Below are 21,999 nucleotides of genomic sequence, written 5' to 3' on the forward strand. Positions count from 1 at the left end.
CGGGTCACCATACCGGAGCAGTCTGCTCGGGGGCCCGGGATCCCGGCACCGTCAGAGCGAGTCGGCGGTGCGCGCCGGGAGGGTCTTCGGCATCCAGGAGGGACGCGTCGCCTCGAAATCGGTGATGGCCTGCTCGTGGCGCATGGTGAGGCCGATATCGTCCAGGCCCTCCATCAGCCGCCAGCGCGTGTAGTCGTCGACCTCGAAGCGGAAGGTCGCGTCGCCCGCATGCGCCTGACGGTTCTCCAGGTCCACGGTCACCTCGGTGCCGGGGTTCTCCTCGAGGATCTTCCACAGCTGCTCGAGGTCGTCCTGCGACAGGATCCCGGCGACCAGGCCCTGCTTGCCGGCATTGCCGCGGAAGATCTCCGCGAAGCGGGAGGAGAGCACAGCCTTGAAGCCGTAGTCGCGCAGGGCCCAGACGGCGTGCTCGCGGGAGGAGCCGGTGCCGAAATCGTGACCGGCCACCAGCACCGAACCCTTTGCGTAGGCGGGCTGGTTCAGCACGAACTCGGGATCGTTCGTGCGCCAGGCGTTGAACAGGCCGTCGTCGAAGCCGGTCTTGGTGACCCGCTTGAGGTAGACGGCGGGGATGATCTGGTCGGTGTCGACGTTGCTGCGGCGCAGCGGGACGCCGATGCCGGTATGGGTGGTGAAAGCTTCCATGGTGGTGCTCCTGAGTTCTGGGGCAGCGGCGCTCAGGCGACCGGCTGCAGATCCGACGGGGAGGACAGGGTGCCGCGCACGGCGGTGGCGGCGGCGACCACGGGCGAGACCAGGTGGGTGCGCCCGCCCTTGCCCTGCCGGCCCTCGAAGTTGCGGTTCGACGTGGAGGCCGCGCGTTCGCCGGGCGCCAGCTGATCCGGGTTCATGCCCAGGCACATCGAGCAGCCGGCCTGGCGCCACTCGGCACCGAAGCCGAGGAAGATGCTGTCCAGCCCTTCCTGCTCGGCCTGCAGGCGCACCCGCGCCGAACCGGGGACCACCAGCACGCGCACGTCCGGGTGCTTGGTGTGCCCCTCGAGCACGGAGGCGAAAGCGCGCAGGTCCTCGATGCGACCGTTGGTGCACGAGCCCATGAAGATGGTGTCGACCTTGATGTCTTTCAGCGGGGTGCCGGGGACGAGGTCCATGTACTCCAGTGCACGCTCTGCCGCATTGCGGGCGCTGTCGTCGGTGAAGTCCTCGGGGGCGGGGACGGAGGCGGACAGGGGCAGGCCCTGTCCGGGGTTCGTGCCCCAGGTGACGAAGGGCTCGAGCTCGTCGGCGTCGATGAACACCTCGGAGTCGAAGGTCGCGTCGTCGTCGGTGCGCAACGTCTTCCAGTACTCGACGGCGTCTTCCCAGTCCTGGCCCTGCGGGGCGTGGGGGCGGCCCTTGACGTACTCGAAGGTGGTCTCGTCCGGGGCGATCATGCCCGCCCGGGCACCGGCCTCGATGGACATGTTGCAGATGGTCATCCGCCCCTCCATGGAGAGGCTGCGGATCGCCTCGCCGCGGTACTCGAGCACGAAGCCCGCGCCGCCGCCGGTGCCGATCTTCGCGATCACCGCGAGGATGACGTCCTTCGCGGTGACGCCGGGCTTCAGAGTCCCGGTGACCGTGATCGCCATGGTCTTGAAGGGGGTCAGCGGCAGGGTCTGGGTGGCGAGGACGTGCTCGACCTCGCTGGTGCCGATCCCGAAGGCGAGCGCACCGAAGGCGCCATGGGTCGAGGTGTGCGAGTCGCCGCACACCACGGTGATGCCCGGCATGGTCAGGCCCAGCTGCGGGCCGACGACGTGGACGATGCCCTGGTCCTTGTCCCCGAGGGAATGGATGCGCACGCCGAACTCCTCGGCGTTGCGGCGCAGGGTGTCGATCTGGGTGCGCGAGGTGATGTCCGCGATCGGCTTGTCGATGTCGATCGTGGGGGTGTTGTGGTCCTCGGTCGCGATCGTCTGGTCGATGCGGCGCGGGAGGCGCCCCTCCTGGCGGAGGCCGTCGAAGGCCTGCGGACTGGTCACCTCATGGAGGAGCTGGAGATCGATGTACAGCAGGTCCGGTTCGCCGTTCTCTCCTCGACGGACCACGTGATCCGCCCAGACCTTCTCCGCGAGGGTCCCCGCCATGTCGATCCTTCCCTGCGCCCGGGATGCGGGCGCGTTCCTGAATGCTGAGATGCACTCGTGGTGCGAGCGCAGATCTCCATGGTGGGCGGGTCCACGATGCACGCACTTGCGTCTCACCAAATAAGACGGCAGTATCGGAGCATGGACAAGACCTCGGAGGAGAACGGCAGCGGCGTCGGCGTGCTCGACAAGGCGGCGATCGTGCTCGGCGCCCTCGAAGCAGGCCCCGCGACCCTCGCCCAGCTCGTGCAGTCGACCGGCCTGGCCCGGCCCACCGCCCACCGCCTGGCGGTGGCGCTCGAATATCACCATCTGGTCGCCCGCGACATGCAGGGCCGCTTCATCCTGGGCCCGCGGCTGGGCGAACTGGCCGCCGCCGCCGGCGAGGACCGCCTGCTCGCCTCGGCAGGACCCGTCCTCGCCGCCCTGCGAGATCACACCGGGGAATCGGCCCAGCTCTACCGCCGCCAGGGCGATCACCGCATCTGCGTGGCCGCCGCGGAGCGGCCGATCGGCCTGCGGGACTCGGTGCCGCTGGGCTCGGCGCTGACCATGCGGGCGGGTTCCGCTGCTCAGATCCTGCTGGCCTGGGAGGAGCCGGATCGTCTCCACCGCGGACTCCTCGGTGCCCGCTTCACCGCCACCCAGCTCTCAGCTGTGCGCCGGCGGGGCTGGGCGCAGTCGATCGGTGAGCGCGAGCCCGGCGTGGGCTCCGTCTCGGCTCCGGTGCGCGGCCCCAACGGCCGGGTGGTCGCTGCCCTGAGCATCTCCGGACCCATCGAACGCATCACCCGTCAGCCGGGGCGCCTGCATGCCGCGTCCGTGATGAGCTCGGCGAACCATCTCACCGAGCTGCTGCGCCGCGCCGGCTCCTGACCTCGGTCAGTCGCGTTCGATCCAGACCGGGGTGTTCGCGAAGCGCAGCACGTTGACCAGCTGCCGGGGAGCGCCGACCTTGCCCCCGCCCCCGCCGACCGCTCCCCCGCGACCACCATGAGGCAGGCGTCCTCGCTCGCCTGCACCAGTTCGCGCGGACTGTCGGAGGCGGCGATCGTCACGTCCCGCACGAAGACCGCCGGATGGGTCAGCGCGATCCGCTGCGCGGTGCCGGCGAGGATCTCCTGCGCCTGCTCCGGAGTGGTCTCCGGACGGACGATCAGGTGGATGTCCCTTCCGTAGGCCTCGGCGAGGTCCGCCGCGCGGATCGCCGCCTCGGTGGCGATCTCGTGGTGCACGAGCCCGATCGGTCCGCGCCCCTCGACATCGCCGCGGACCACCACCACCGGGCAGTGCGAGCGGGCAGCCAGCGCGAGGCTCTTGGAGCCGACGATGAGGGTCATCAGGCGGCCCATCCCGCGACCGCCGAGCACGAGCAGGTCCGCCTCGGAGCTCGCCTCGACCAGCACGGGCACTGCATTTCCGTCGACGATCTCCGAGGTCACCGGAAGGTCCCGGTGCGCCTCGCGGATGATCGCGACGGCGTCCTGGATCAGGCTGTGGGCGGCATTGCGGAAGCCTGAGCCGGCCATGCCGGAGATCGGGTCGATGTTGACATCCAGCTCGGTCCAGACGAAGGCGTGGACGAGATGGAGGGTGCCGCCGACTGCGGCGGCGTGTTGGGCGGCCCAGCGGACCGCCTGATCGGATTCGTCGGCATCGAACACACCGACCGTGATTCGCGGAGAAGTGCTGTGCGTCATGTCACGACGATACTCCGAAGAAGCCGTCACGGTCCGGGATCTGGCGGAAGACCCCGGAAACGACGAAGGAGCCGACATCCGAAGATGCCGACTCCTGCTCGTACCCCGTACCGGATTTGAACCGGTGTTACCGCCGTGAGAGGGCGGCGTCCTAGGCCTCTAGACGAACGGGGCGGACGCGAGACCCGCAGGCCTCACTCGAGCGCGATCCGTGGATCACGCGTCGTACCCCGTACCGGATTTGAACCGGTGTTACCGCCGTGAGAGGGCGGCGTCCTAGGCCGCTAGACGAACGGGGCGCGAGCCAAGCGTCAGTCGAAACTGACGCGCAGCGCTGGGGTACCAGGACTCGAACCTAGAATGACGGTACCAGAAACCGTTGTGTTGCCAATTACACCATACCCCATGGCCAGAAGCACTTTCTGCAGTCTTTCCCGTTCCGTTCCCCGGTGGATTCCGTGGACTTTCCGAACTGTTCTGCATGCCGTACCGAGGTAAGACTCTACCGGCTTCTTCGGCGGAGCACAAAGCGAGAAGGCCCCTGAGCGCTGTGAGGCTCGGCACCTTGCCTCACAGCGCTCACCCAGCTCAGGCCGCGGTGGCCAGACGCTCGCGCAGGGACCGCAGCCGCGCGAGGCTCGAGGGCTTGCCCAGCAGCTCCATGGACTCGAACAGCGGCGGCGAGACCCGGCGCCCGGAGATCGCGCTGCGCAGCGGCCCGAAGGCGAGGCGCGGCTTGATGCCCATCTCCTCGATGATCGCGGCCCGGAGGGCCTCCTCGAGTGCGGCGGCGGCGAAGGACTCCTCGGGGACGGACTCGATCTCGGAGATCGCGCGGTCGAGCACGGCGACCGGATCGTCGCCGAGCTTCTTCAGCGCATCCTCCTGCACCACCAGGTCCTCATCGGCGATGAACAGGAAGCCCATCAGCTCGGGCGCCTCCCCGAGCAGGTTCATCCGGGTCTGGACCAGCGGGGTCGCTGCGGAGACCAGGGCGCGCTGCGCCTCGGTGATCTCCTCGCCGAGGATCCCGCCGGTCTGGAGGTAGGGGATCAGGCGCTCGGAGAGCTCGGCCTCGGGCAGCAGCCGGATGTGGTCGGCGTTGATGGCGGTGGCCTTCTTGAGGTCCACGCGCGCCGGGTTCGGGTTCACATCGCCCGCATCGAAGCGCTCGATCAGCTGCTCACGGCTGAAGATGTCCTCGTCGGCGCTGTAGCCCCAGCCCAGCAGGGACAGGTAGTTGACCATCCCCTCCGGAGTGAAGCCCTGATCGCGGTAGAGGAACAGGTTCGACTCCGGGTCCCGCTTGAGAGCTTCTTGTTGCCGTCGCCCATGACGTACGGCAGGTGACCGAACTCGGGCACCTGCTCGGCGACGCCCACATCGATCAGTGCGCGGTACAGCGCGATCTGGCGGGGCGTGGAGGAGAGGATGTCCTCGCCGCGCAGCACGTGGGTGATCCGCATCAGCGCGTCGTCGACGGGGTTGACCAGCGTGTAGAGCGGCTGACCGTTGGCCCGCACGACCACGAAGTCCGGGGTGGTGCCGGCCTTGAAGGTGATCTCGCCGCGCACCATGTCGGTGAAGGAGATGTCCTCCTCGGGCATCCGCAGGCGCCAGGTGGGCTCACGGCCCTCGGCGCGGAAGGCGTCCTTCTGCTCCTGGGTGAGGTCGCGGTCGTAGCCGTCGTACCCGAGCTGCGGGTCGCGGCCTGCGGCGCGGTGGCGCTCGACCGTCTCCTCGGCGGTGGAGTAGGACTCGTAGATGTGCCCGGCGTCCTTCAGCTTCGCGATGACGCCCTGATAGATCTCGCCGCGCTCCGACTGGCGATAGGGACCATCAGGCCCTCCCACCTCGACGCCCTCGTCCCAGTCGATGCCGAGCCAGCGCATGGCGTCCAGCAGCTGGTGGTACGACTCCTCGCTGTCACGGGCGGCGTCGGTGTCCTCGATGCGGAAGATGAGCTTGCCGCCGTGGTGGCGGGCATGAGCCCAGTTGAACAGGGCGGTGCGCACCATGCCGACGTGCGGCGTGCCGGTGGGGCTGGGGCAGAAGCGCACCCGCACCTCATCAGTCGGGGTGGCGGGTGATGCGGGAGCGGTGGTCACGCGAGGGACTCCTGTGAGATGTCGGGGTGAATGTTCGTCGGCGCGCTGTTCAGCGGCGCACGATCGGGTTGGACAGGGTGCCGATGCCCTCGATGGTGATGTCGACCGTGGCGCCAGCGGGGACGGCGCGCACCCCGGCGGGCGTGCCGGTGAGCACCAGGTCCCCGGGCAGGAGGGTGACGACGGAGGAGATCTCGGCGATCAGCTCGGCGACGGAGCGGACCATGTCCGCGGTCGTGCCCTGCTGGGCGACCTCGCCGTCGACGCTGCTGGAGATGGCCAGCGAGGCAGGATCGAGATCCGTCTCGATCCAGGGGCCGATGGGGCACGAGGTATCGAAGGCCTTGGCACGGAACCACTGGTTCTCCGCGCGCTGGGCGTCCCGGGCGGTGAGGTCGTTCGCACAGGTGTAGCCGAACACGTGGTCAGCCACCTGCTCCGGCGTGATGTCCTTGGCCATCCGCTTCATCACCACGGCGAGCTCAGCCTCGAGGCTGACCTCCTCGCTGTAGGTGGGCAGGACGACGGGATCGCCGGGGCCCACCACTGCGGTGTTGGGCTTGAGGAAGAACAGGGCCTGCTCGGGAACCTCATCCCCCATCTCCGCGGCGTGGGCGGCATAGTTCTTGCCGACGCACACCACCTTCGAGCGGGGGATGACGGGGGCCAGCAGGCGCACGTCCTCCAGCGGCACGATGGTGCCGTTCGGTCGGATCTCTGTGTACAGGGGATCACCGGTGATTCCGTAGACCATGTCCTGGCCGTCCTTCTCCTGGACGATGCCGTACATGGGATCTTCGCCGGTGGTGAATCGAGCGATGCGCATGCCTGTCAGTCTAGGCGGTCGCTCCGTCGCCTCCCGATACGATCAGCGCCACCAGCAGTCGACCGCGAGGAGGCCCTCCGTGAACGCACCCGGAGCGGAACCGCACAGCGGGCCGAGGCTCATCTATCGGGCCGGGCCCTCGACCCTGTACAAGGTGATCGTCGCCGTGCTCCTGCTGATCCTCATCGTCCCCCTGCTGGGCTGGACGGCGCTGGCCCTGCTGGCCCCGGAGCGTCCGATGCTCCTCCTCGCCGCGGCACCGCTCGTGCCGCTCGTGCTCGTCGGCGGGATGCTCCTGCTGATCCTGCGCCCTGCCTTCACCGTGACCTCCCGGGGAGTGGAGCTGCGCGGTCACTTCTCCACCCGGCGCGTCGAGTGGCCGGAGGTGAGGGTGGTCGAGATCGACCGGTACTGGTTCAACCGCGGAGGAGTCGTGATCGTCACCCGGGATGGTCGGCGGTTGAAGAGCGCGCTGACGAACTCGCACAGCACCCTGTACCGCGGGGAATCCCTGTACGACCACGGACCTGATCTGATGCACGCGGCGCGTCCTGCCCGCGCCGCGATCGAGACGCACCGGAGCTGGCTGCACGGCGCCCTCTGACTCTCCTCGCTCACCCCTGGCTCTCTGACCCTCGACACAGTATTGTTTATTGTTCAATCGTAAAGTTCGGGAGAGTCATTGAGCATCGATCCGCAGTCCATCACCTTCGGCCTCGACACCTTCGGGGATGTCACCGTCGATGCCCAGGGCGACCCGGTGCCCGCCTCGCAGGTGCTGCGGGACGTCGTCGCCCAGGGAGAGCTGGCAGACCAGGTGGGCATCGACCACTTCTCGATCGGTGAACACCACCGCCCCGACTTCGCCGTGAGCGCGCCCGACGTGGTGCTGGCTGCGCTCGCCTCCCGCACCGAGCGGATCACGCTCGGCACTGCGGTGATCGTGCTGAGCTCCGACGACCCGCTGCGGGTGGTCGAGCGCTTCTCGACCCTGGATGCCCTCTCGACGGGTCGCGCCGAGCTCACGGTGGGTCGCGGCTCCTTCACCGAGTCGTTCCCCCTGTTCGGCTTCGCGATGCAGGACTACGAGACCCTGTTCGAGGAGAAGCTGGACCTGCTCGCCGCGGCGATCACCGGCGAGCCGATCACGTGGACCGGGGCCACCCGGCCCCCGCTGAAGGAGCAGTCCCTCTATCCGCCGCTCGAGCGGACGCTGCCCACCTGGGTCGCTGTAGGAGGCAGCCCCAACTCGGTGGTGCGAGCTGCCCGCCACGGTCTCCCGCTGATGCTCGCGATCATCGGCGGCCCGGCACAGCGCTTCGCTCCGTACGTGCAGCTCTTCCACGAGGCGAACGAGAAGCTCGGCAACGGCCGCCTGCCCGTCGGGGTGCACTCCCCGGGCACATCGCCGCCGATGACGCCACCGCCCGCGAGCAGCTGGCCCCGCACTGGATCCACAACCGCAATGAGATCGGCCGCGAGCGCGGCTGGGGCCCCTCAGGCATCGCGGAGTTCGACGGCGAGATGCAGCACGGTGCTCTGTATGCGGGCTCGCCCGAGACGGTGGCGCGAAAGATCGCGACGACGATCAGCTCCCTCGGCGTGGACCGCTTCGATCTGAAGTACTCCAGCGGCCCGATGCCGCACGAGCAGCTGATGGAGTCGATCCGGCTGTATGGCACCGAGGTCATCCCGCGCGTGCGCGAGCTGCTCGCGGCGCAGCCGCCGGAGGCCTCCGTTTTCGACGAGGACTGAGCTCGCACGTCCCCGGCCCCGCGGTCGGCCGGGGCGAGTTCGCGAGTCACATCAGAGCTCCGCATCCTCCAGCAGCATCGAGCGGAGGCGGAGTTCGGCCTCCTCTCGGCTGATGCCCAAACGCTCCTCCACCGCCAGCGGGTGCCCCGACGACTCGTCCGGCACGATCACGGGCGGCAGCCGGCCCGGCGCGCTCACCTGCACGGGCACCGACAGGGAATCCTCATGCCCCGGAAGGAGATTGGCCAGCGTCCCCCGGTACTCCCCGCGGAATCTCGGGTGCTCCCACTGCTCGACCAGGTCCAGATAGTCGTCCTCGCTCACCTTCACCCACGGCGCGAAGATCAGCAGCGCCTCCTCCCCTGCACGGGGAGCGACAGGAACCCCCTCAGGAAGCAGTCGACCGAGCTGCCGTTGTCGATCAGGCACAGCTCCTCGGTGGAGCGGGAGCGCGTCAGCTGCTCCCAGCGGTTCATCTGCAGCAGCGCCTCGGGCCGCGCGAAGTCGATCAGGGGCCAGGGATTGGCCTCGGTGCCGTCGCCGCCGTCGTGGCGCCGGCCGCAGCTGGTGCAGTCGTAGTCGATGTCCGGCATCCCGGTCGCTCCTTCCCTCCGCGGCACCATGCCCGGAGATGTGGAACACGGTAGGAACGCCGATCGGCCCGGGGCCATGGCCGTCGCGTCGTTGTGGACGAAGTGGAGATGGGGAGGAACAGTCGGCCTCGTAGGATGGGCCGGTCGAGATCTCGCCCCCACCAGGAGGACCCGTGGCCGACCCGCCCCAGACCGCAGCGGTTCGTGTGCTCTCGGCGGACGACGCCGCTTCGGCCCGTCGTGCGCACGAGGAGCGGGCCGATGCTCTCACCGCCGCGCATCGGGAGCGGAAGAGTCGGGGCGAGAAGCACCCTGTCGAGGATTTCCTGTTCACCTACTACCCCTTCTCCCCGCCAAGCTGCGCCGCTGGCACCCGGGATGGGAGATCGCGTACGAGCTCGCCGCGGATCTCGGTGGGGACGGCGAGCCCTCGATCCCCGACGTCGATGAGGCCGGGCACCGCTCCTGGTACCGCGACTCCCCGGCCCCCGTCCGGTGAGGCGCGCCGATGTCGAGCGCTATCTCGCCGAGCGCGGCGATGCGCTGGGCTTCATGACGCGGCTGCTCTCGGCGTCCTCACTCGCCCGACGCCGGCCCGAGTTCGGGTGCTTCGGCCTCCACGAGTGGGCGATGGTGCATCGGGTGCCCGAGGGTGGTCAGCGCCATGAGGACCTGCCGCTGCGCCTGACCCCGGCGGAGACCGACGAGGTGGTGGAGCGGGAGAAGCTGATCTGCTCGCACATCGACGCCTTCCGCTTCTTCACCCCGTCGGCCGCACCGCGCAATGCGTCAGAGCCCACTCGCGCCACGCAGGTCGAGAACGACAACCCGGCCTGCCTCCACGTGGGGATGGATCTGTACAAGTGGGCGATGAAGCTGACGCCGCTGGTGCCCTCAGATCTGGTGCTGGACTGCTTCGAGCATGCCCGCGCGACCCGGGTGCTGGACATGGAGGCGAGCCCGTACGACGTGCGCCCGCTGGGTTACGGCGCGGTCGCGATCGAGACCCCTGCGGGCAAGGCGGAGTATGTGCGGCGACAGCGCGGGCTGGCCGAGCAGGCCGATGCGCTCCGGCAACGGCTGCTGGCCGTCCTCGCCCCGTTCCCGCAGTGAATGGGAGGATCCGCCGGCGTGATCTCCGCCCGGAGTCCGACGGCGTCTGACCACCCTGGCAGACTGGGCACATGTCGATCCTGATGCCGTTCCTGCCCGAGAGCTCCACCGACGCCGGACAGGACGCGATCGTCGACGGGTTCATCGAGGCCCAGGAGACCGTGGGCCGCACCCTCTACCCGCACCAGGAGGAGGCGCTGCTGGCGATCGCCGCCGGTGACCACGTCATCGCCGCGACCCCCACCGGCTCGGGCAAGACCACCATCGCCTATGCCGCGATCTTCGCCGCGATGGCCCGCGGCCAGCGCTCGTACTACACCGCCCCGATCAAGGCGCTGGTGAGCGAGAAGTTCTTCGACCTCGTCGCCCAGTTCGGTGCCGAGAACGTGGGCATGATGACAGGCGATTCGGCCGTCAACCACGACGCCCCGATCATCGTGTGCACCGCTGAGATCTTCGCCAACCACGCGCTGCGCGACGGGCCCGGCAGCGGTGTGGGCCTGGCGGTGATGGACGAGTTCCACTACTACGGCGACCCGCAGCGCGGCTGGGCCTGGCAGGTGCCGCTGGTGGAGCTGCCCCACTGCCAGTTCGTGCTGATGAGCGCGACCCTCGGGGATGTGACCCGCTTCGTCGACGACCTCACCGAGCGCACGGACCGGGACACCACGGTCATCGCCGATGCGCCGCGCCCGGTGCCGCTCGACTTCCGCTGGTCGCTCACCCCACTGCCGGAGACGATCGAGACGATCCTCCAGGACCGGGATGCGCCCGTGTACATCGTCCACTTCACGCAGAAGGACGCCCTCGAGCAGGCACAGGCCCTTCAGGGCCAGAAGATCCTCACCGGCGAGGAGAAGACGCAGATCCGCGAGATCATCGGAGACTTCCGCTTCTCCAAGGGCTTCGGGCAGATCCTCTCCCGCCTGGTGCGCGAGGGCATCGGCGTGCACCACGCCGGGATGCTGCCCAAGTATCGGCGACTGGTCGAGAAGCTCGCCCAGTCCGGGCTGCTGAAGATCATCTGCGGCACCGACACCCTCGGAGTCGGCATCAACGTGCCGATCCGCACCGTGCTGCTGACCGGGCTCGCGAAGTTCGACGGCAAGCGGATGCGGCTGCTGAACGCTCGCGAGTTCCACCAGATCGCCGGCCGCGCCGGCCGCGCGGGCTACGACACCATCGGGCACGTCGTGGTGCAGGCCCCGACGTGGACCATCGAGTTCGAGAAGGAACGGGCCAAGCAGCGAGCGCGCGAGGAGACGGGGAAGACGCCCCACAGCGCCAAGAAGCGGAAGAAGGAGCCCAAGCCCCGCATCCCGGAGGGCGCGATCAGCTGGTCGGAGACGAACCTGACCAAGCTGGTCGAGAATGCTCCCGAGCCGCTGCGCCCGCACCTGAAGATCACCGCCGGCATGCTCCTGGCGCTGATCTCGCGCCCAGGCGATGCGATCGCCTCCGGCCGCCACCTGATCATGACGAGCCATCAGACGACGGCGCAGAAGCTGAAGCTGGTCAAGGACGCCGTGGAGATCTTCCGTGGCCTCAAGGAGTCGGAGATCATCGAGATCCTCGATGCCCCTGACCATCTCGGCCGGCGCTTCGCCCTGGTCGAGGACCTGCAGCTGGACTTCACCATGAACCAGCCGCTGGCGCCCTTCGCGATCGCGATGATCGACTCCCTCGACGAGGAGTCGGAGTCCCTCACCCTCGACACCGTCTCGATCATCGAGGCGGTCCTCGAGGACCCGCGCCAGATCCTCCTCGCCCAGCAGAACTCCGCCAAGGGCGAGCTGCTGGCTGAGCTCAAGGCCGACGGAGTCGAGTACACCGAGCGGATGGCGCTGCTGGACGAGGTGACCTGGCCCAAGCCGCTGCAGGAGGATCTGGAGGCCGCGCTCGAGATCTACGCGCGCTCCCGCCCCTGGGTGCGCACCGATGACCTCTCCCCCAAGTCCGTGGTCCGCGAGATCTACGAGACCGGGCAGACCTTCAGCGAGTTCGTGCAGCGCTACGGCCTGCAGCGCTCCGAGGGCATCGTGCTGCGCTATCTCTCCGACGCCTATCAGGCGATGCGGCGCACGATCCCGCAGGATCTGCGCACCGAGGATCTCGACGACCTCATCGAATGGCTCGGGGTGCTGGTGCGCGGCATCGACTCGTCCCTGCTGGACGAGTGGGAGGCGCTCACCCATCCGGAGGATGCCGATCCCGACGGCGCCTCCGAGATCCGCCCCACGACCCCGCGCGGGCTCTCCTCGCAGACGAAGGTGCTGCGCACCATGGTGCGCGCCGCCATGTGGCAGCGGATCGAGCACTTCGCCTTCGAGCGGGAGGCGCGCCTGGGAGAGCTCGACGGCGCCTCCGGCTGGGATCGCCCGCGCTGGGCGGCGGCGATGGACGAGTACTACGACTCCTACGACGACGTCGGCATCGACGGCGCCGCGCGCTCGCCGCAGCTGCTGCAGATCACCGAGGAGTCGAAGATCTGGCGGATCCGGCAGGTGATCGAAGACCCGGAGCGCAACCATGACTGGGCGATCGAAGCGGAGCTGGACCTCGAGGCGACCGATGAGGCGGGCGAGCCGGTGCTCGCTATCACCCACGTCGGCGACCACGCCTCCCGCCCCTGAGGGAGTTCCTGGACAGCAGCACGGAGGCCGGCGCCCCATCGGGGCACCGGCCTCCTGCTGCGCGCCCGCGCGGCGAGCGCGGCGCAGCACGTCAGCGAGGGGTCACCAGGGATTGACCTCGACCCAGGGGTTCACCTCGACCCACGGATTGACCTCGACCCACGGGTTCACCTCCACCTGCGGGGTGGTGACCTTCCACGGGTTCACCTCGACGGCGGAGGCGGCGCCGGCGCCGGCGACTCCGAGCGCGATCCCGAGAGCGGCGCCTCCTGCGAGCCGAGCCCCCGGGCCATCCAGCGGCGCGCTCGGGGCGCCACGTGAGTCCCCTCCATGTCAGATCTCATCATTCTGGTCCTCTCGAAGGAAGCTGGACGGCTTTGGGGGAAGTCCGCTATGCCCAGAATACCCGGCGTGAGGGCAATCACAAGGTGCTCGTGCCTTCCCTCGCACGTGGGCAGGTGCCGGCCCCCTCGGGGACCGGCACCTGCGGATCGTGCGTCGAGCCTCGTGGTCAGGCCGCCGCAGCCTCCTCATAGACCTCCTGGGCGACATCACCCAGGTACGGCCCGTACATGACGTTCGGCTGCGCCGTGTAGCCGAAGCTGTTCACGGAGATCTGCATGCCGTCGGCGCCATCACCGACGAACCACGGACCACCGGAGGAGCCACCGGTCATGTCACAGTCGATGGCCTGGTCGTCGGTGCCGCCGAGCGTGTCGTCGACTCCGTAGTCCTGGCACTGCTCGAGGCTCTCGCCGTCGAACGGGGCCGCGGCCGGGTAGCCGTAGGAGGTGTACAGCTCGCCGCGCTGGGTGTTGAACTCGATGCCGGAGGCGCCCACGGTGTCCGCGAGGTCCTGGCTGCCGGACTCGGCTGGACGACAGCGAACGCGATGTCGTAGTTCATGTCCTCCTGGCCGACCCACTGCTGGGGGCGTACAGCTCGGTCGCGCTCCACAGGCCGTGGGGCGTGTCTCCGTTGTCGTAGCCGGGGGCGAAGGCCCAGTTGCTGGCCCAGGTCCCGCCCTCGCTCGTGCAGTGCCCGGCGGTCGAGACGGTCGAGCCGTTGTCGGAGGCGACGGAGTTGCCGGAGCACACGTAGTCGCTGCCTCCGACGGTGAAGAAGACCTTACCGATGTGCGCGCTGTCGGTTGCTGCGGCGCTGGGATCCTCGTCCCAGCCCCAGTCGCCGGCCTCCGCCTCACCATCGCCCTGTCCGCCTGCGGCGATCGCGGGTTCGGCGTCGATGCTCGGCACCTGCACCGTGCTCGAGGACTCCACCTGACCGTCCGGGGCCTCGCTGCCCTCGATCAGCTCGTCGGCGGGAGTCGCCGCCTCCATCCGTTCCGCGGTCCAGTAGCCCGCTGCGTCCTCCTGGGCTGACTGCGAGAACGACGTGCTCTCGAACTGGTCATCGGCCGGCTCCGCAGAGGCCAGCCCGGCGCCGCCGAACGCCAGCGCCGCCGCGAAGGCGACACCTCCGGCGACGCGTGCGCCGCGCCCGAGATGGTGCGTCAACGGCGTGCAATGGTCCTGGGGTTCCTGATCGTGGGTCACCGTGAGGATCCTTCCGAGGGGTGGGGACGGGAGCGGCCGTCCTTGGCCGCGGACCACACCGTACGGGGCGTGAGCCAGATCACGGCAGGGGTCGAAAGTACGTGGTGACCGGCCGGTCACCGGCCCCTGGGACGTTCGGACGATGACCAGCCTGCGCCCCGGAGGTGCCCAGATCCTCGCGCCCGCCGCTGTCTGCACAGGTGCTGCCGGGTTCTGGACGATCGTCCGCCACGCAGCCGCGGGCGAGCGGTCGGAGTCGTCGGCCTGGCAAGATCCAGACGAAAGTACCTCCGAGCTCGGGCGCGCCGGGCGTTCAGGCCGCGGCGCGCTCGCGCGTCGCGATCTCGACCGCGGCGCACGCCTCCTCGAGGCTCGCTCCGCGCGCGACGGCCGCGCCCACCAGGAAGGCAGAGATCGGGGCCATCGAGCGCTGCACTCCGTCGGCCACCACCCCGGTCATCAGGTGGACCCGGTCGACGTCCAGATCCACGCCGTCCACATCGAGGATCTCGGCCACTCGCTCCAACCAAGGAAGGAGGGCGGTCTCCCAATCCTCCTGCAGGGTCACCGGGGGTCTCGCAGCCATCAGAACTTCACCTTCTCCCAACCGCGGCGCTCGGCCTCCTTGCGGGGGTCCTTGCTGCGATAGACGATGTACGGCCGGGTCAGATAGCCCAGCGGCGCCGCGAAGACGTGCACCAGGCGGGTGAACGGCCAGATCCCGAACAGCGCGATCGCACTGAGCACGTGCAGCTGGAAGAAGAGCGGGGCCTGCGCCATCAGCGAAGGGTCCGGCTGGAGGGTCCAGAAGTTGCGGAACCAGATCGAGACCCCTTCGCGATAGTCGTAGGCGCCGAAGGCCGTGTGCACCACGGTCGCCAGGACACCGCAGAAGATCGTCATCGCCAGCAGCAGGTACATGAGCTTGTCGCCCGCGGTGGTGGCGCCGAAGACGCGTCGATTGGTGCGCCGACGATAGAGCAGGATCAGCAGTCCGCCCACGCAGGCCACCGCCGCGGCCAGCCCGATCGTGATGGCCATCAGGTGGTAGACGTGGTCGCTGATCCCGAAGAACTGGGTCCAGGACTTCGGGATGCCGAGCCCCACCACATGCCCCACGAAGATCCCGATGATCCCGAAGTGGAACAGCGGCGACCCGATTGAGAGCAGCTTGGACTCGTAGATCTGGCTGGAGCGGGTGGTCCAGCCGAAGCGATCCGCCTTGAACCGCCACACGTGCCCGAGCACGAACACGGCGAGCACCATGTAGGGGAACACCACCCACAGCATCAGCTGGAGCGTGGTCACGTCATTCATGAGGGTCGTCCTCTCAACAGGTCCACCGGGACAGGGCCGGGAGCCGCGGCACCGGAATCGCAGCCGCTCGAGGCGAAGGTCTGCCCTGCCATGTCCCCGGCGTCGCCCTCGAGTCCGTAGCCGTCCAGGCCCACGGTCTCGTTCTCGGGGCCCTCTTCGGCGAGCTTCAGCACCGCCTCGCGGTCCTCGACGTCCAGGGGAGGCAGGGTCGAGCACAGAGCCACCAGAGCCCCGTGCCAGGGAGAGCCGATGTCCGCCAGATGCAGGCGCAGCAGCTCCACGCCGGGTCGGTTCGAACGCAGGATCTTCGCACCGCGCTCGGCGTCATGGGCCGCCCCGTACTCGAGCACCACCGGCAGGTGGTCCGGCAGCTCCTCGCTGCCGATCTCGAGGCCCGCGGTGCGGAAGTCCTGCTTGATGCGCAGCAGGGCCATGCCCCGCCGACGGGTGTCGCCATGGCTGAAGTAGGTCAGGTGCAGGCACCCGCGTCGGCGGGTGTCGAAGGTGTCGACATATTCCTCCTGCACCGAGAGCGCGTCCCGCTCGGCCAGCATGTCGACCGTGCGCAGGAGTGCGGAGCGAGCGGGCTCGGGGAGCCCGGCGGCGAGCTCGCGCACCGCCGGATAGCGCGAGAGCGTCTCCTGATCCGGATAGGTCAGCAGCCAGGACACCGCGATCCAGGTGAACCGCAGCTGCTCGGTGCTCATCCCGGAGGCGTGCAGCAGGTCCCGCGGCGAGCGCGCCTTCGACGGAGCGAGCGCCGTGGCTCCCTTCCCTGGATCCTCGGAGCGTCGGCTCAGCAGCCGTGCCAGGGCGCCCATCAGGCGCTCCCGGTGGCAGCGGTCGGGAACAGACCGTCGGGCCGGCCGTTGCCGTCCCAGTTGAGCAGGTTGATCCGCACGCCCTCGGGCCGATCGACCGCAGCCTCCTGGCGCTTGGAGGAGAAGCCGGGCCCAGACATCCCCATCGACTCCTCGGGCAGGGACATCCCCATCCCGGGACCGCCGGGGACGTTGAGCGAGCAGTCGGTGCCGGTGGACTCGAGATCGTGCGCGGACTCGTGATGGCTTGACGGGATCACATAGCGGTCCTCGTATTTCGCGATCGCCAGCAGGCGGTACATGTCCTGCATCGTCTGGCCGTCCATGCCGACGGCGTTGGCGATCCCCTCCCTCGGCTCCTTGCCGAGGTTGATGTCGCGCATGTACGAGCGCATCGCCGCCATCCGATACAGCACCCGTTCGACCGTGGGCACGTCCCCCGCGGTGAACAGGTTCGCGAGGTACTCCACAGGGATCCGCAGCGCATCGATCGCGGCGAACAGATTCTCCGCGTCCTCCGCGTCGTAGCCGGTGTCACGGACGACATCCACCACCGGGGACAGCGGCGGGATGTACCAGACCATCGGCATCGTGCGGTACTCAGGGTGCAGCGGGAGCGCGACCTCGTAGTCCTTGATCAGCTTGTAGGTGGGCGACTTCTGGGCGGCGAGGATCCAGTCGTGATGGATCCCGGCCTGTTCGGCGCCCGCGATGACCTCGGGATCATGGGGATCCAGGATGATGTCGCGCTGTGCCTCGTACAAGCCCTGCTCGTCCTTCGTGGACGCGGCCTCGGTGACCCGGTCCGCGTCGTAGAGCACCAGCCCGATGTACCGCAGGCGACCCACGCAGGTCTCGGCGCACACCGTCGGCTCCCCCTGCTCGATGCGGGGGTAGCAGAAGGTGCATTTCTCGGCCTTGCCGGTCTGGTGGTTGAAGTAGATCTTCTTGTACGGGCAGCCGGTGATGCACATGCGCCAGCCGCGGCAGTCATCCTGATCCACCAGGACGATGCCGTCCTCTTCGCGCTTGTAGATCGCGCCGGAGGGGCAGGAGGCGACGCAGGTGGGGTTCAGGCAATGCTCACAGATCCGCGGCAGATAGAACATGAACGTCTGGTCGAACTCGAACTGCACCTTGTCCTCGATGCCCTTGAGCATCGGGTCCTTGTCCTTGTGCAGGTAGGTCCCGCCCAGGTCATCGTCCCAGTTGCCGGACCACTGGATATCCAGCCGTTCACCGGTGATCAGCGACTTCGGCGGGGCGGTGGGGATGTTCTTGGAGTTCGCGGGGGCGTTCAGCAGGTTGTCGTACTCGTAGGTCCACGGCTCGTAGTAGTCCTCGATGCCTGGCAGCTTCGGGTTCGAGAACAGCTGCATCAGCTTGGTGATGCGGCCGCCGGCCTTGAGCTTGAGGCGCCCGTTCCTGCCGAGCTCCCACCCGCCCTTCCACTTCTCCTGGTCCTCGTAGCCGCGGGGATATCCCTGCCCGGGCCGGGTCTCGACGTTGTTGAACCAGATGTACTCCGTTCCGGAGCGGTTGGTCCATGCCTGCTTGCAGGTCACCGAGCAGGTGTGGCAGCCGATGCACTTGTCGAGGTTCATCACCATCGACATCTGGGCCATGACTCTCATCGCGGCTCTCCTTCGCTCTGCATGTGGGTTCGGGGGATCAGTACTCGACAGGGGCGGTGCGCTTGCGGATCATCGTCACCTCGTCGCGCTGATTGCCCGTGGGTCCGTAGTAGTTGAAGGCGTAGGAGAGCTGCGCGTAGCCGCCGATCAGGTGCGAGGGCTTGATCATGATCCGCGTCAGCGAGTTCGTGACGCCTCCGCGCTTCCCATCCCGCTCCGTGACCGGCACGTTCACGGTGCGTTCCTGGCCGTGGTGCATGAAGGCGGTGCCCTTGGGCATGCGGTGGCTGACCACGGCGCGGGCCGCGACCACGCCGTTGCGGTTGACGGCTTCGACCCAGTCGTTGTCGGTGATGCCGACGGCTTCCGCGTCCTCGACGCTCATCCAGATGTTCTGCCCTCCGCGGGAAAGGTTCATCATGTAGAAGTTCTCCTGGTACATGGAGTGGATCGCCCACTTGTTGTGCGGGGTCAGGTAGCGCACGCTGATCCCGTCGGCGCCCTTGTCCCCGATCGGCGTCTCGCCGAACAGGGCGGTCATGTCCAACGGGGGTCGGAACACCGGCAGCGCCTCCCCATCTCCAGCATCCAGTCGTGATCGAGGTAGAAGTGCTGGCGCCCGGTGAGGGTGTGCCAGGGCTTCTTGCGCTCGACGTTGATGGTGAAGGGGCTGTAGCGCCTCCCGCCGGTCTCCGACCCGGACCACTCGGGGCTGGTGATCACCGGCACCGGGGCCGCCTTGGTGTCGGCGAAGTGGATCCGTTTGCCCTCGTGCTCGGCGGCGAGGTCGTGGAGCTTGACGCCGGTGCGCTTCTCGAGGGTCTTGAAACCCTGGGTGGCCATGTGGCCGTTGGTGGTCCCGGACAGCGCCAGGATGAACTCGCACGCCTGCAGGTCGGTCTCGATCTTGGGACGGCCGGCGGCCGCCCCGTCCCGCTTGACCCCGTTGAGCCGGCCCAGCTCCTCGACGTACTCCTTCACCTCGTAGGTGATGCCCTTGGTGGTCATGCCGAGCGTGTCCAGCAGGGGCCCGATCGAGCTGAACTTGTCATAGATCTGCGTGTAGTCCCGCTCGACCTCGACCAGGGTGGGCATGGTGAGGCCCGGGATCGCCTCGCATTCACCGGCCTTCCAGTCCCGCACCCGGCCGTGCGGGGTGGCCATCGCGCCGGGGCTGTCGTGCTGAAGCGGGAAGGCCACCACATCCGTGCGGGTGCCCAGGTGGGTCTCGGCCAGCTCGCTGAACTTCTTGGCGATCGCCGCCCAGGCCTCCCAGTCGGTGCGGGATTCCCAGGGGTTGGTGATGGCGGGGTTGAAGGAGTGGATGAAGGGGTGCATGTCCGTGGTCGACAGGTCGTGCTTCTCGTACCAGGTCGACGCCGGCAGCACCACATCGGAGTGCAGGGTCTGGCTGGTCATGCGGAAGTCGAGGGTGAGGACGAGGTCGACCTTCCCGGTCGGTGCCTCCTCGCGCCACTTCACGTCCCGGGGCCGGAACTCCGGCGGGGTCTCCTCCTCCGTCGCCGCGGAGTCCACCCCCAGCAGGTGGCGGAAGAAGTACTGGTCGCCCTTGGCGGAGGAGCCCAGGGTGTTGGCGCGCCAGATCGACCAGATACGCGGGAAGTTCTCCGGGGCGTCGGGGTCCTCGGCCGCGAACTTGATCGTGCCGTCCTTGAGCCGGTCCACCAGGTACGGGATCGTCTCCTCCCCCGCCTCGGCGGCCCGGTCCGCCACGTCCAGCGAGGAGATGTCGAACTGGGGGAAGAAGGGCTGCCAGCCCAGCCGCTGGGACAGCGCCACCGCATCAGCAGTGGTGGTGCCGGAGAAGTGCCCGGCCCCCGTCTTCGCCGCGAGCGTGTCGGCCCCGAAGCGGTCGTAGCGCCACTGATCGGTGTGCATGTACCAGTAGGTGGTCTGGGTCATCTGCCGCGGGGGCCGGGACCAGTCCAGGGCGTTGGCCAGATGCATCCAGCCGGTGATGGGCCGGACCTTCTCCTGGCCGACGTAATGGGCCCAGCCGCCGCCGTTGACCCCCTGGGTGCCGCACAGGTTCGTCAGCGTCAGGAAGGAGCGATAGATGGTGTCGGAGTGGAACCAGTGGTTGGTGCCAGCCCCCATGATGATCATCGAGCGTCCGCCGGAGTCGATCGCGTTCTGCGCGAACTCTCGGGCGATCCGGGCCACGGCCACGCCGGGAACCCCGGTGATCCCCTCCTGCCAGGCCGGGGTGTAGAGAGCCTCGGCGTCGTCGAGGCCGGTGGCCCACTGCCCCGGCAGGCCCTCGCGGCCCACGCCGTACTCGGCCAGCAGCAGATCGAAGACGGTGGTGACGATGCGGCCGTCGATCCGACGCACCGGCACGCCCCGGGCCACGTCCCCGCGGCCGCCCTGCCCGACGGTGTCGAAGCGGGGCATCAGCACCTCGGCCACCTCCTCGTGGTGGCCCAGCAGGCTCAGCGCGGGGTCGATGTCTCCCAGCTCGAGGTTCCAGCGGCCCACGCCGTCCTCCGAGAAGCGGTGGCCGAGGGTCCCGTTGGGGACCACGGGGCGCCGGTCGCCGCGTCGAACATCATCGGCTTGAAGTCGGCGTGCTCCGTGGCCGCCTCGGCGGTGCGCTGCTCACCGGCCTCGCTGGCCACCAGGAACTTGCCGGGCACCAGGGTGCCGTCCTCACGCTGCTCGAGCTGCACCAGGAACGGCAGGTCGGTGTACTGCTTGGAGTAGGCGTCAAAGTAGGCGGTCTGCCGGTCGACGTAGAACTCGCGCAGGATGGTGTGTCCCATCGCCATCGCCAGCGCGGCATCGGTGCCGGGATGCGGTGCCAGCCATTCGTCGGCGAACTTCACCGACTCGGCGTAGTCGGGCGCGATCGAGATGACCTTCTGCCCGCGGTAGCGGGCCTCGACCATCCAATGGGCGTCCGGGGTGCGCGTGAGCGGGACGTTCGAGCCCCACATGATGAGGTAGGCGGCGTCCCACCAGTCCCCGGACTCCGGCACGTCGGTCTGGTCGCCGAAGACCTGCGGGGAGGCGGGCGGGAGATCGGCGTACCAGTCGTAGAACGACAGCATGGAGCCGCCGATGAGCTGATGGAAGCGCGCTCCCGAGGAGAAGGAGACCTGGCTCATCGCGGGGATCGGCGAGAAGCCGGTGGCGCGATCGGGCCCGTACTCCTTGACGGTGTGGACGTACGCCGCCGAGATCATCTCCACGGTCTCGTCCCAGGAGGCTCGCACCAGCCCGCCCTTGCCCCGCACGGACTTGTAGCGGCGAGCCTTCTCCGGGTCGGAGACGATCGCCTTCCAGGCCTCGACCGGATCGTGGCCGGGGGCCTTCGCCTTCTCCTCGCGGTACATCTGCAGCAGAGCCGAGCGCACATAGGGGTAGCGGACCCGGGTGGGCGAGTAGGTGTACCAGGAGAAGGACGCGCCGCGGGGGCAGCCGCGCGGCTCGTACTCGGGCTTGTCCGGTCCGACCGAGGGGTAGTCGGTCTCCTGCGACTCCCAGGTGATCACGCCGTCCTTGACGTAGACCTTCCAGGAGCACGAGCCGGTGCAGTTCACGCCATGGGTGGAGCGCACCACCTTGTCGTGGCTCCAGCGCTCGCGGTAGAAGGAGTCGCCGCCGCGCCCGCCCACCTTGTGGGTCTCACGGTTGTCGTCGCTGATCTTCTCCGAGCGGCTGAACATCTTCCGCGCGCCGATGAGGGCGTCGAACAGCGGGGAGTCGATCCCGGCGGCGGGCTTGGCGGGCCGATCCTTCGGCGCCTGGCGGTCCTGGATGGTCATGAGGTGCTCCTCCTGGAGACGAGGGGTGCGGGACGATCGGGACG

13 protein-coding genes, 3 tRNA genes and 5 pseudogenes are annotated in these 21,999 nt (G+C 68.6%); 5 read left to right on the plus strand and 16 right to left on the minus strand.

The annotated features are described in order from the left end of the window. Positions 1-51: 51 nt before the first annotated feature. On the minus strand, positions 52-666 hold the full coding sequence (gene leuD, locus H3H54_RS10920; protein WP_262423917.1) for a 3-isopropylmalate dehydratase small subunit: 615 nt from the start codon (positions 664-666) through the stop codon (positions 52-54). Between the two features lie 32 nt (positions 667-698). Continuing rightward, entirely contained in the window at positions 699-2,111 is a 1,413-nt protein-coding gene (gene leuC, locus H3H54_RS10925; RefSeq protein ID WP_262423918.1) for a 3-isopropylmalate dehydratase large subunit, read from the minus strand. Positions 2,112-2,252: 141 nt separating this feature from the next. Here leuC and H3H54_RS10930 point away from each other — a divergent pair, with 141 nt between their 5' ends. Next, the gene (locus H3H54_RS10930) at positions 2,253-2,987 is read left to right on the plus strand and encodes an IclR family transcriptional regulator (RefSeq protein WP_262423919.1); all 735 of its coding nucleotides are present in this window, start codon (positions 2,253-2,255) and stop codon (positions 2,985-2,987) included. Here H3H54_RS10930 and H3H54_RS10935 read toward each other — a convergent pair. The 6 genes and pseudogenes from H3H54_RS10935 to H3H54_RS10960 form a co-directional block, all read right to left on the minus strand. After that, complete coding sequence (locus H3H54_RS10935) at positions 2,906-3,811, minus strand: universal stress protein (RefSeq protein ID WP_262423920.1); 906 nt, start codon at positions 3,809-3,811, stop codon at positions 2,906-2,908. The genes H3H54_RS10930 and H3H54_RS10935 overlap by 82 nt on opposite strands. 101 nt (positions 3,812-3,912) lie before the next feature. Then, positions 3,913-3,985: transfer RNA gene (locus H3H54_RS10940), tRNA-Glu, on the minus strand. A gap of 52 nt (positions 3,986-4,037) precedes the next feature. Next, positions 4,038-4,110 (minus strand) — tRNA-Glu (locus tag H3H54_RS10945). Between the two features lie 35 nt (positions 4,111-4,145). Next, a tRNA-Gln gene (locus H3H54_RS10950) sits at positions 4,146-4,217 on the minus strand. Positions 4,218-4,399: 182 nt separating this feature from the next. Continuing rightward, positions 4,400-5,919 (minus strand): annotated as a pseudogene (gene gltX, locus H3H54_RS10955) (glutamate--tRNA ligase). A gap of 49 nt (positions 5,920-5,968) precedes the next feature. Beyond that, positions 5,969-6,745: a fumarylacetoacetate hydrolase family protein gene (locus H3H54_RS10960; protein ID WP_262423921.1), complete on the minus strand. Its 777-nt coding sequence runs from the start codon at positions 6,743-6,745 to the stop codon at positions 5,969-5,971. Positions 6,746-6,824: 79 nt separating this feature from the next. Here H3H54_RS10960 and H3H54_RS10965 point away from each other — a divergent pair, with 79 nt between their 5' ends. Continuing rightward, on the plus strand, positions 6,825-7,349 hold the full coding sequence (locus tag H3H54_RS10965; RefSeq protein ID WP_262423922.1) for a PH domain-containing protein: 525 nt from the start codon (positions 6,825-6,827) through the stop codon (positions 7,347-7,349). A gap of 78 nt (positions 7,350-7,427) precedes the next feature. Beyond that, positions 7,428-8,500: pseudogene (locus H3H54_RS10970) on the plus strand (LLM class flavin-dependent oxidoreductase). A 51-nt stretch (positions 8,501-8,551) separates the two neighbouring features. Here H3H54_RS10970 and H3H54_RS19620 read toward each other — a convergent pair. Continuing rightward, a pseudogene (locus H3H54_RS19620) lies at positions 8,552-9,171 on the minus strand (DUF2199 domain-containing protein). A gap of 95 nt (positions 9,172-9,266) precedes the next feature. Here H3H54_RS19620 and H3H54_RS10985 point away from each other — a divergent pair. Both H3H54_RS10985 and H3H54_RS10990 read left to right on the plus strand, forming a co-directional pair. Then, a pseudogene (locus tag H3H54_RS10985) lies at positions 9,267-10,206 on the plus strand (3-methyladenine DNA glycosylase). A 71-nt stretch (positions 10,207-10,277) separates the two neighbouring features. Continuing rightward, a complete protein-coding gene (locus tag H3H54_RS10990) occupies positions 10,278-12,839 on the plus strand; it encodes an RNA helicase (protein ID WP_262423925.1) in 2,562 nt (853 codons plus the stop codon). Between the two features lie 511 nt (positions 12,840-13,350). Here H3H54_RS10990 and H3H54_RS18955 read toward each other — a convergent pair. The 7 genes and pseudogenes from H3H54_RS18955 to H3H54_RS11020 form a co-directional block, all read right to left on the minus strand. Further along, on the minus strand, positions 13,351-13,680 hold the full coding sequence (locus tag H3H54_RS18955; protein WP_316249014.1) for a hypothetical protein: 330 nt from the start codon (positions 13,678-13,680) through the stop codon (positions 13,351-13,353). A gap of 61 nt (positions 13,681-13,741) precedes the next feature. Then, positions 13,742-14,395 (minus strand): hypothetical protein, encoded by a 654-nt coding sequence (locus tag H3H54_RS18960; protein WP_316249015.1) that lies wholly within the window; start codon positions 14,393-14,395, stop codon positions 13,742-13,744. Between the two features lie 313 nt (positions 14,396-14,708). Continuing rightward, positions 14,709-14,981 (minus strand): DUF6457 domain-containing protein, encoded by a 273-nt coding sequence (locus tag H3H54_RS11000; protein WP_262423926.1) that lies wholly within the window; start codon positions 14,979-14,981, stop codon positions 14,709-14,711. Beyond that, positions 14,981-15,712 (minus strand): respiratory nitrate reductase subunit gamma, encoded by a 732-nt coding sequence (gene narI, locus H3H54_RS11005; protein ID WP_262423927.1) that lies wholly within the window; start codon positions 15,710-15,712, stop codon positions 14,981-14,983. Before narI ends, H3H54_RS11000 begins: the two co-directional genes overlap by 1 nt. Then, positions 15,709-16,533: a nitrate reductase molybdenum cofactor assembly chaperone gene (gene narJ, locus H3H54_RS11010; RefSeq protein WP_262423928.1), complete on the minus strand. Its 825-nt coding sequence runs from the start codon at positions 16,531-16,533 to the stop codon at positions 15,709-15,711. The genes narI and narJ overlap by 4 nt, the downstream gene beginning before the upstream one ends. Beyond that, positions 16,533-18,167: a nitrate reductase subunit beta gene (gene narH, locus H3H54_RS11015; protein WP_262423929.1), complete on the minus strand. Its 1,635-nt coding sequence runs from the start codon at positions 18,165-18,167 to the stop codon at positions 16,533-16,535. Before narH ends, narJ begins: the two co-directional genes overlap by 1 nt. Before the next feature lie 37 nt (positions 18,168-18,204). Then, positions 18,205-21,955, minus strand: a pseudogene (locus H3H54_RS11020) (nitrate reductase subunit alpha). Positions 21,956-21,999: the final 44 nt, after the last annotated feature.

The organism is Brachybacterium sp. Z12, from assembly GCF_014400405.1.
In the GTDB taxonomy this organism is placed as follows: Bacteria; Actinomycetota; Actinomycetes; order Actinomycetales; family Dermabacteraceae; genus Brachybacterium.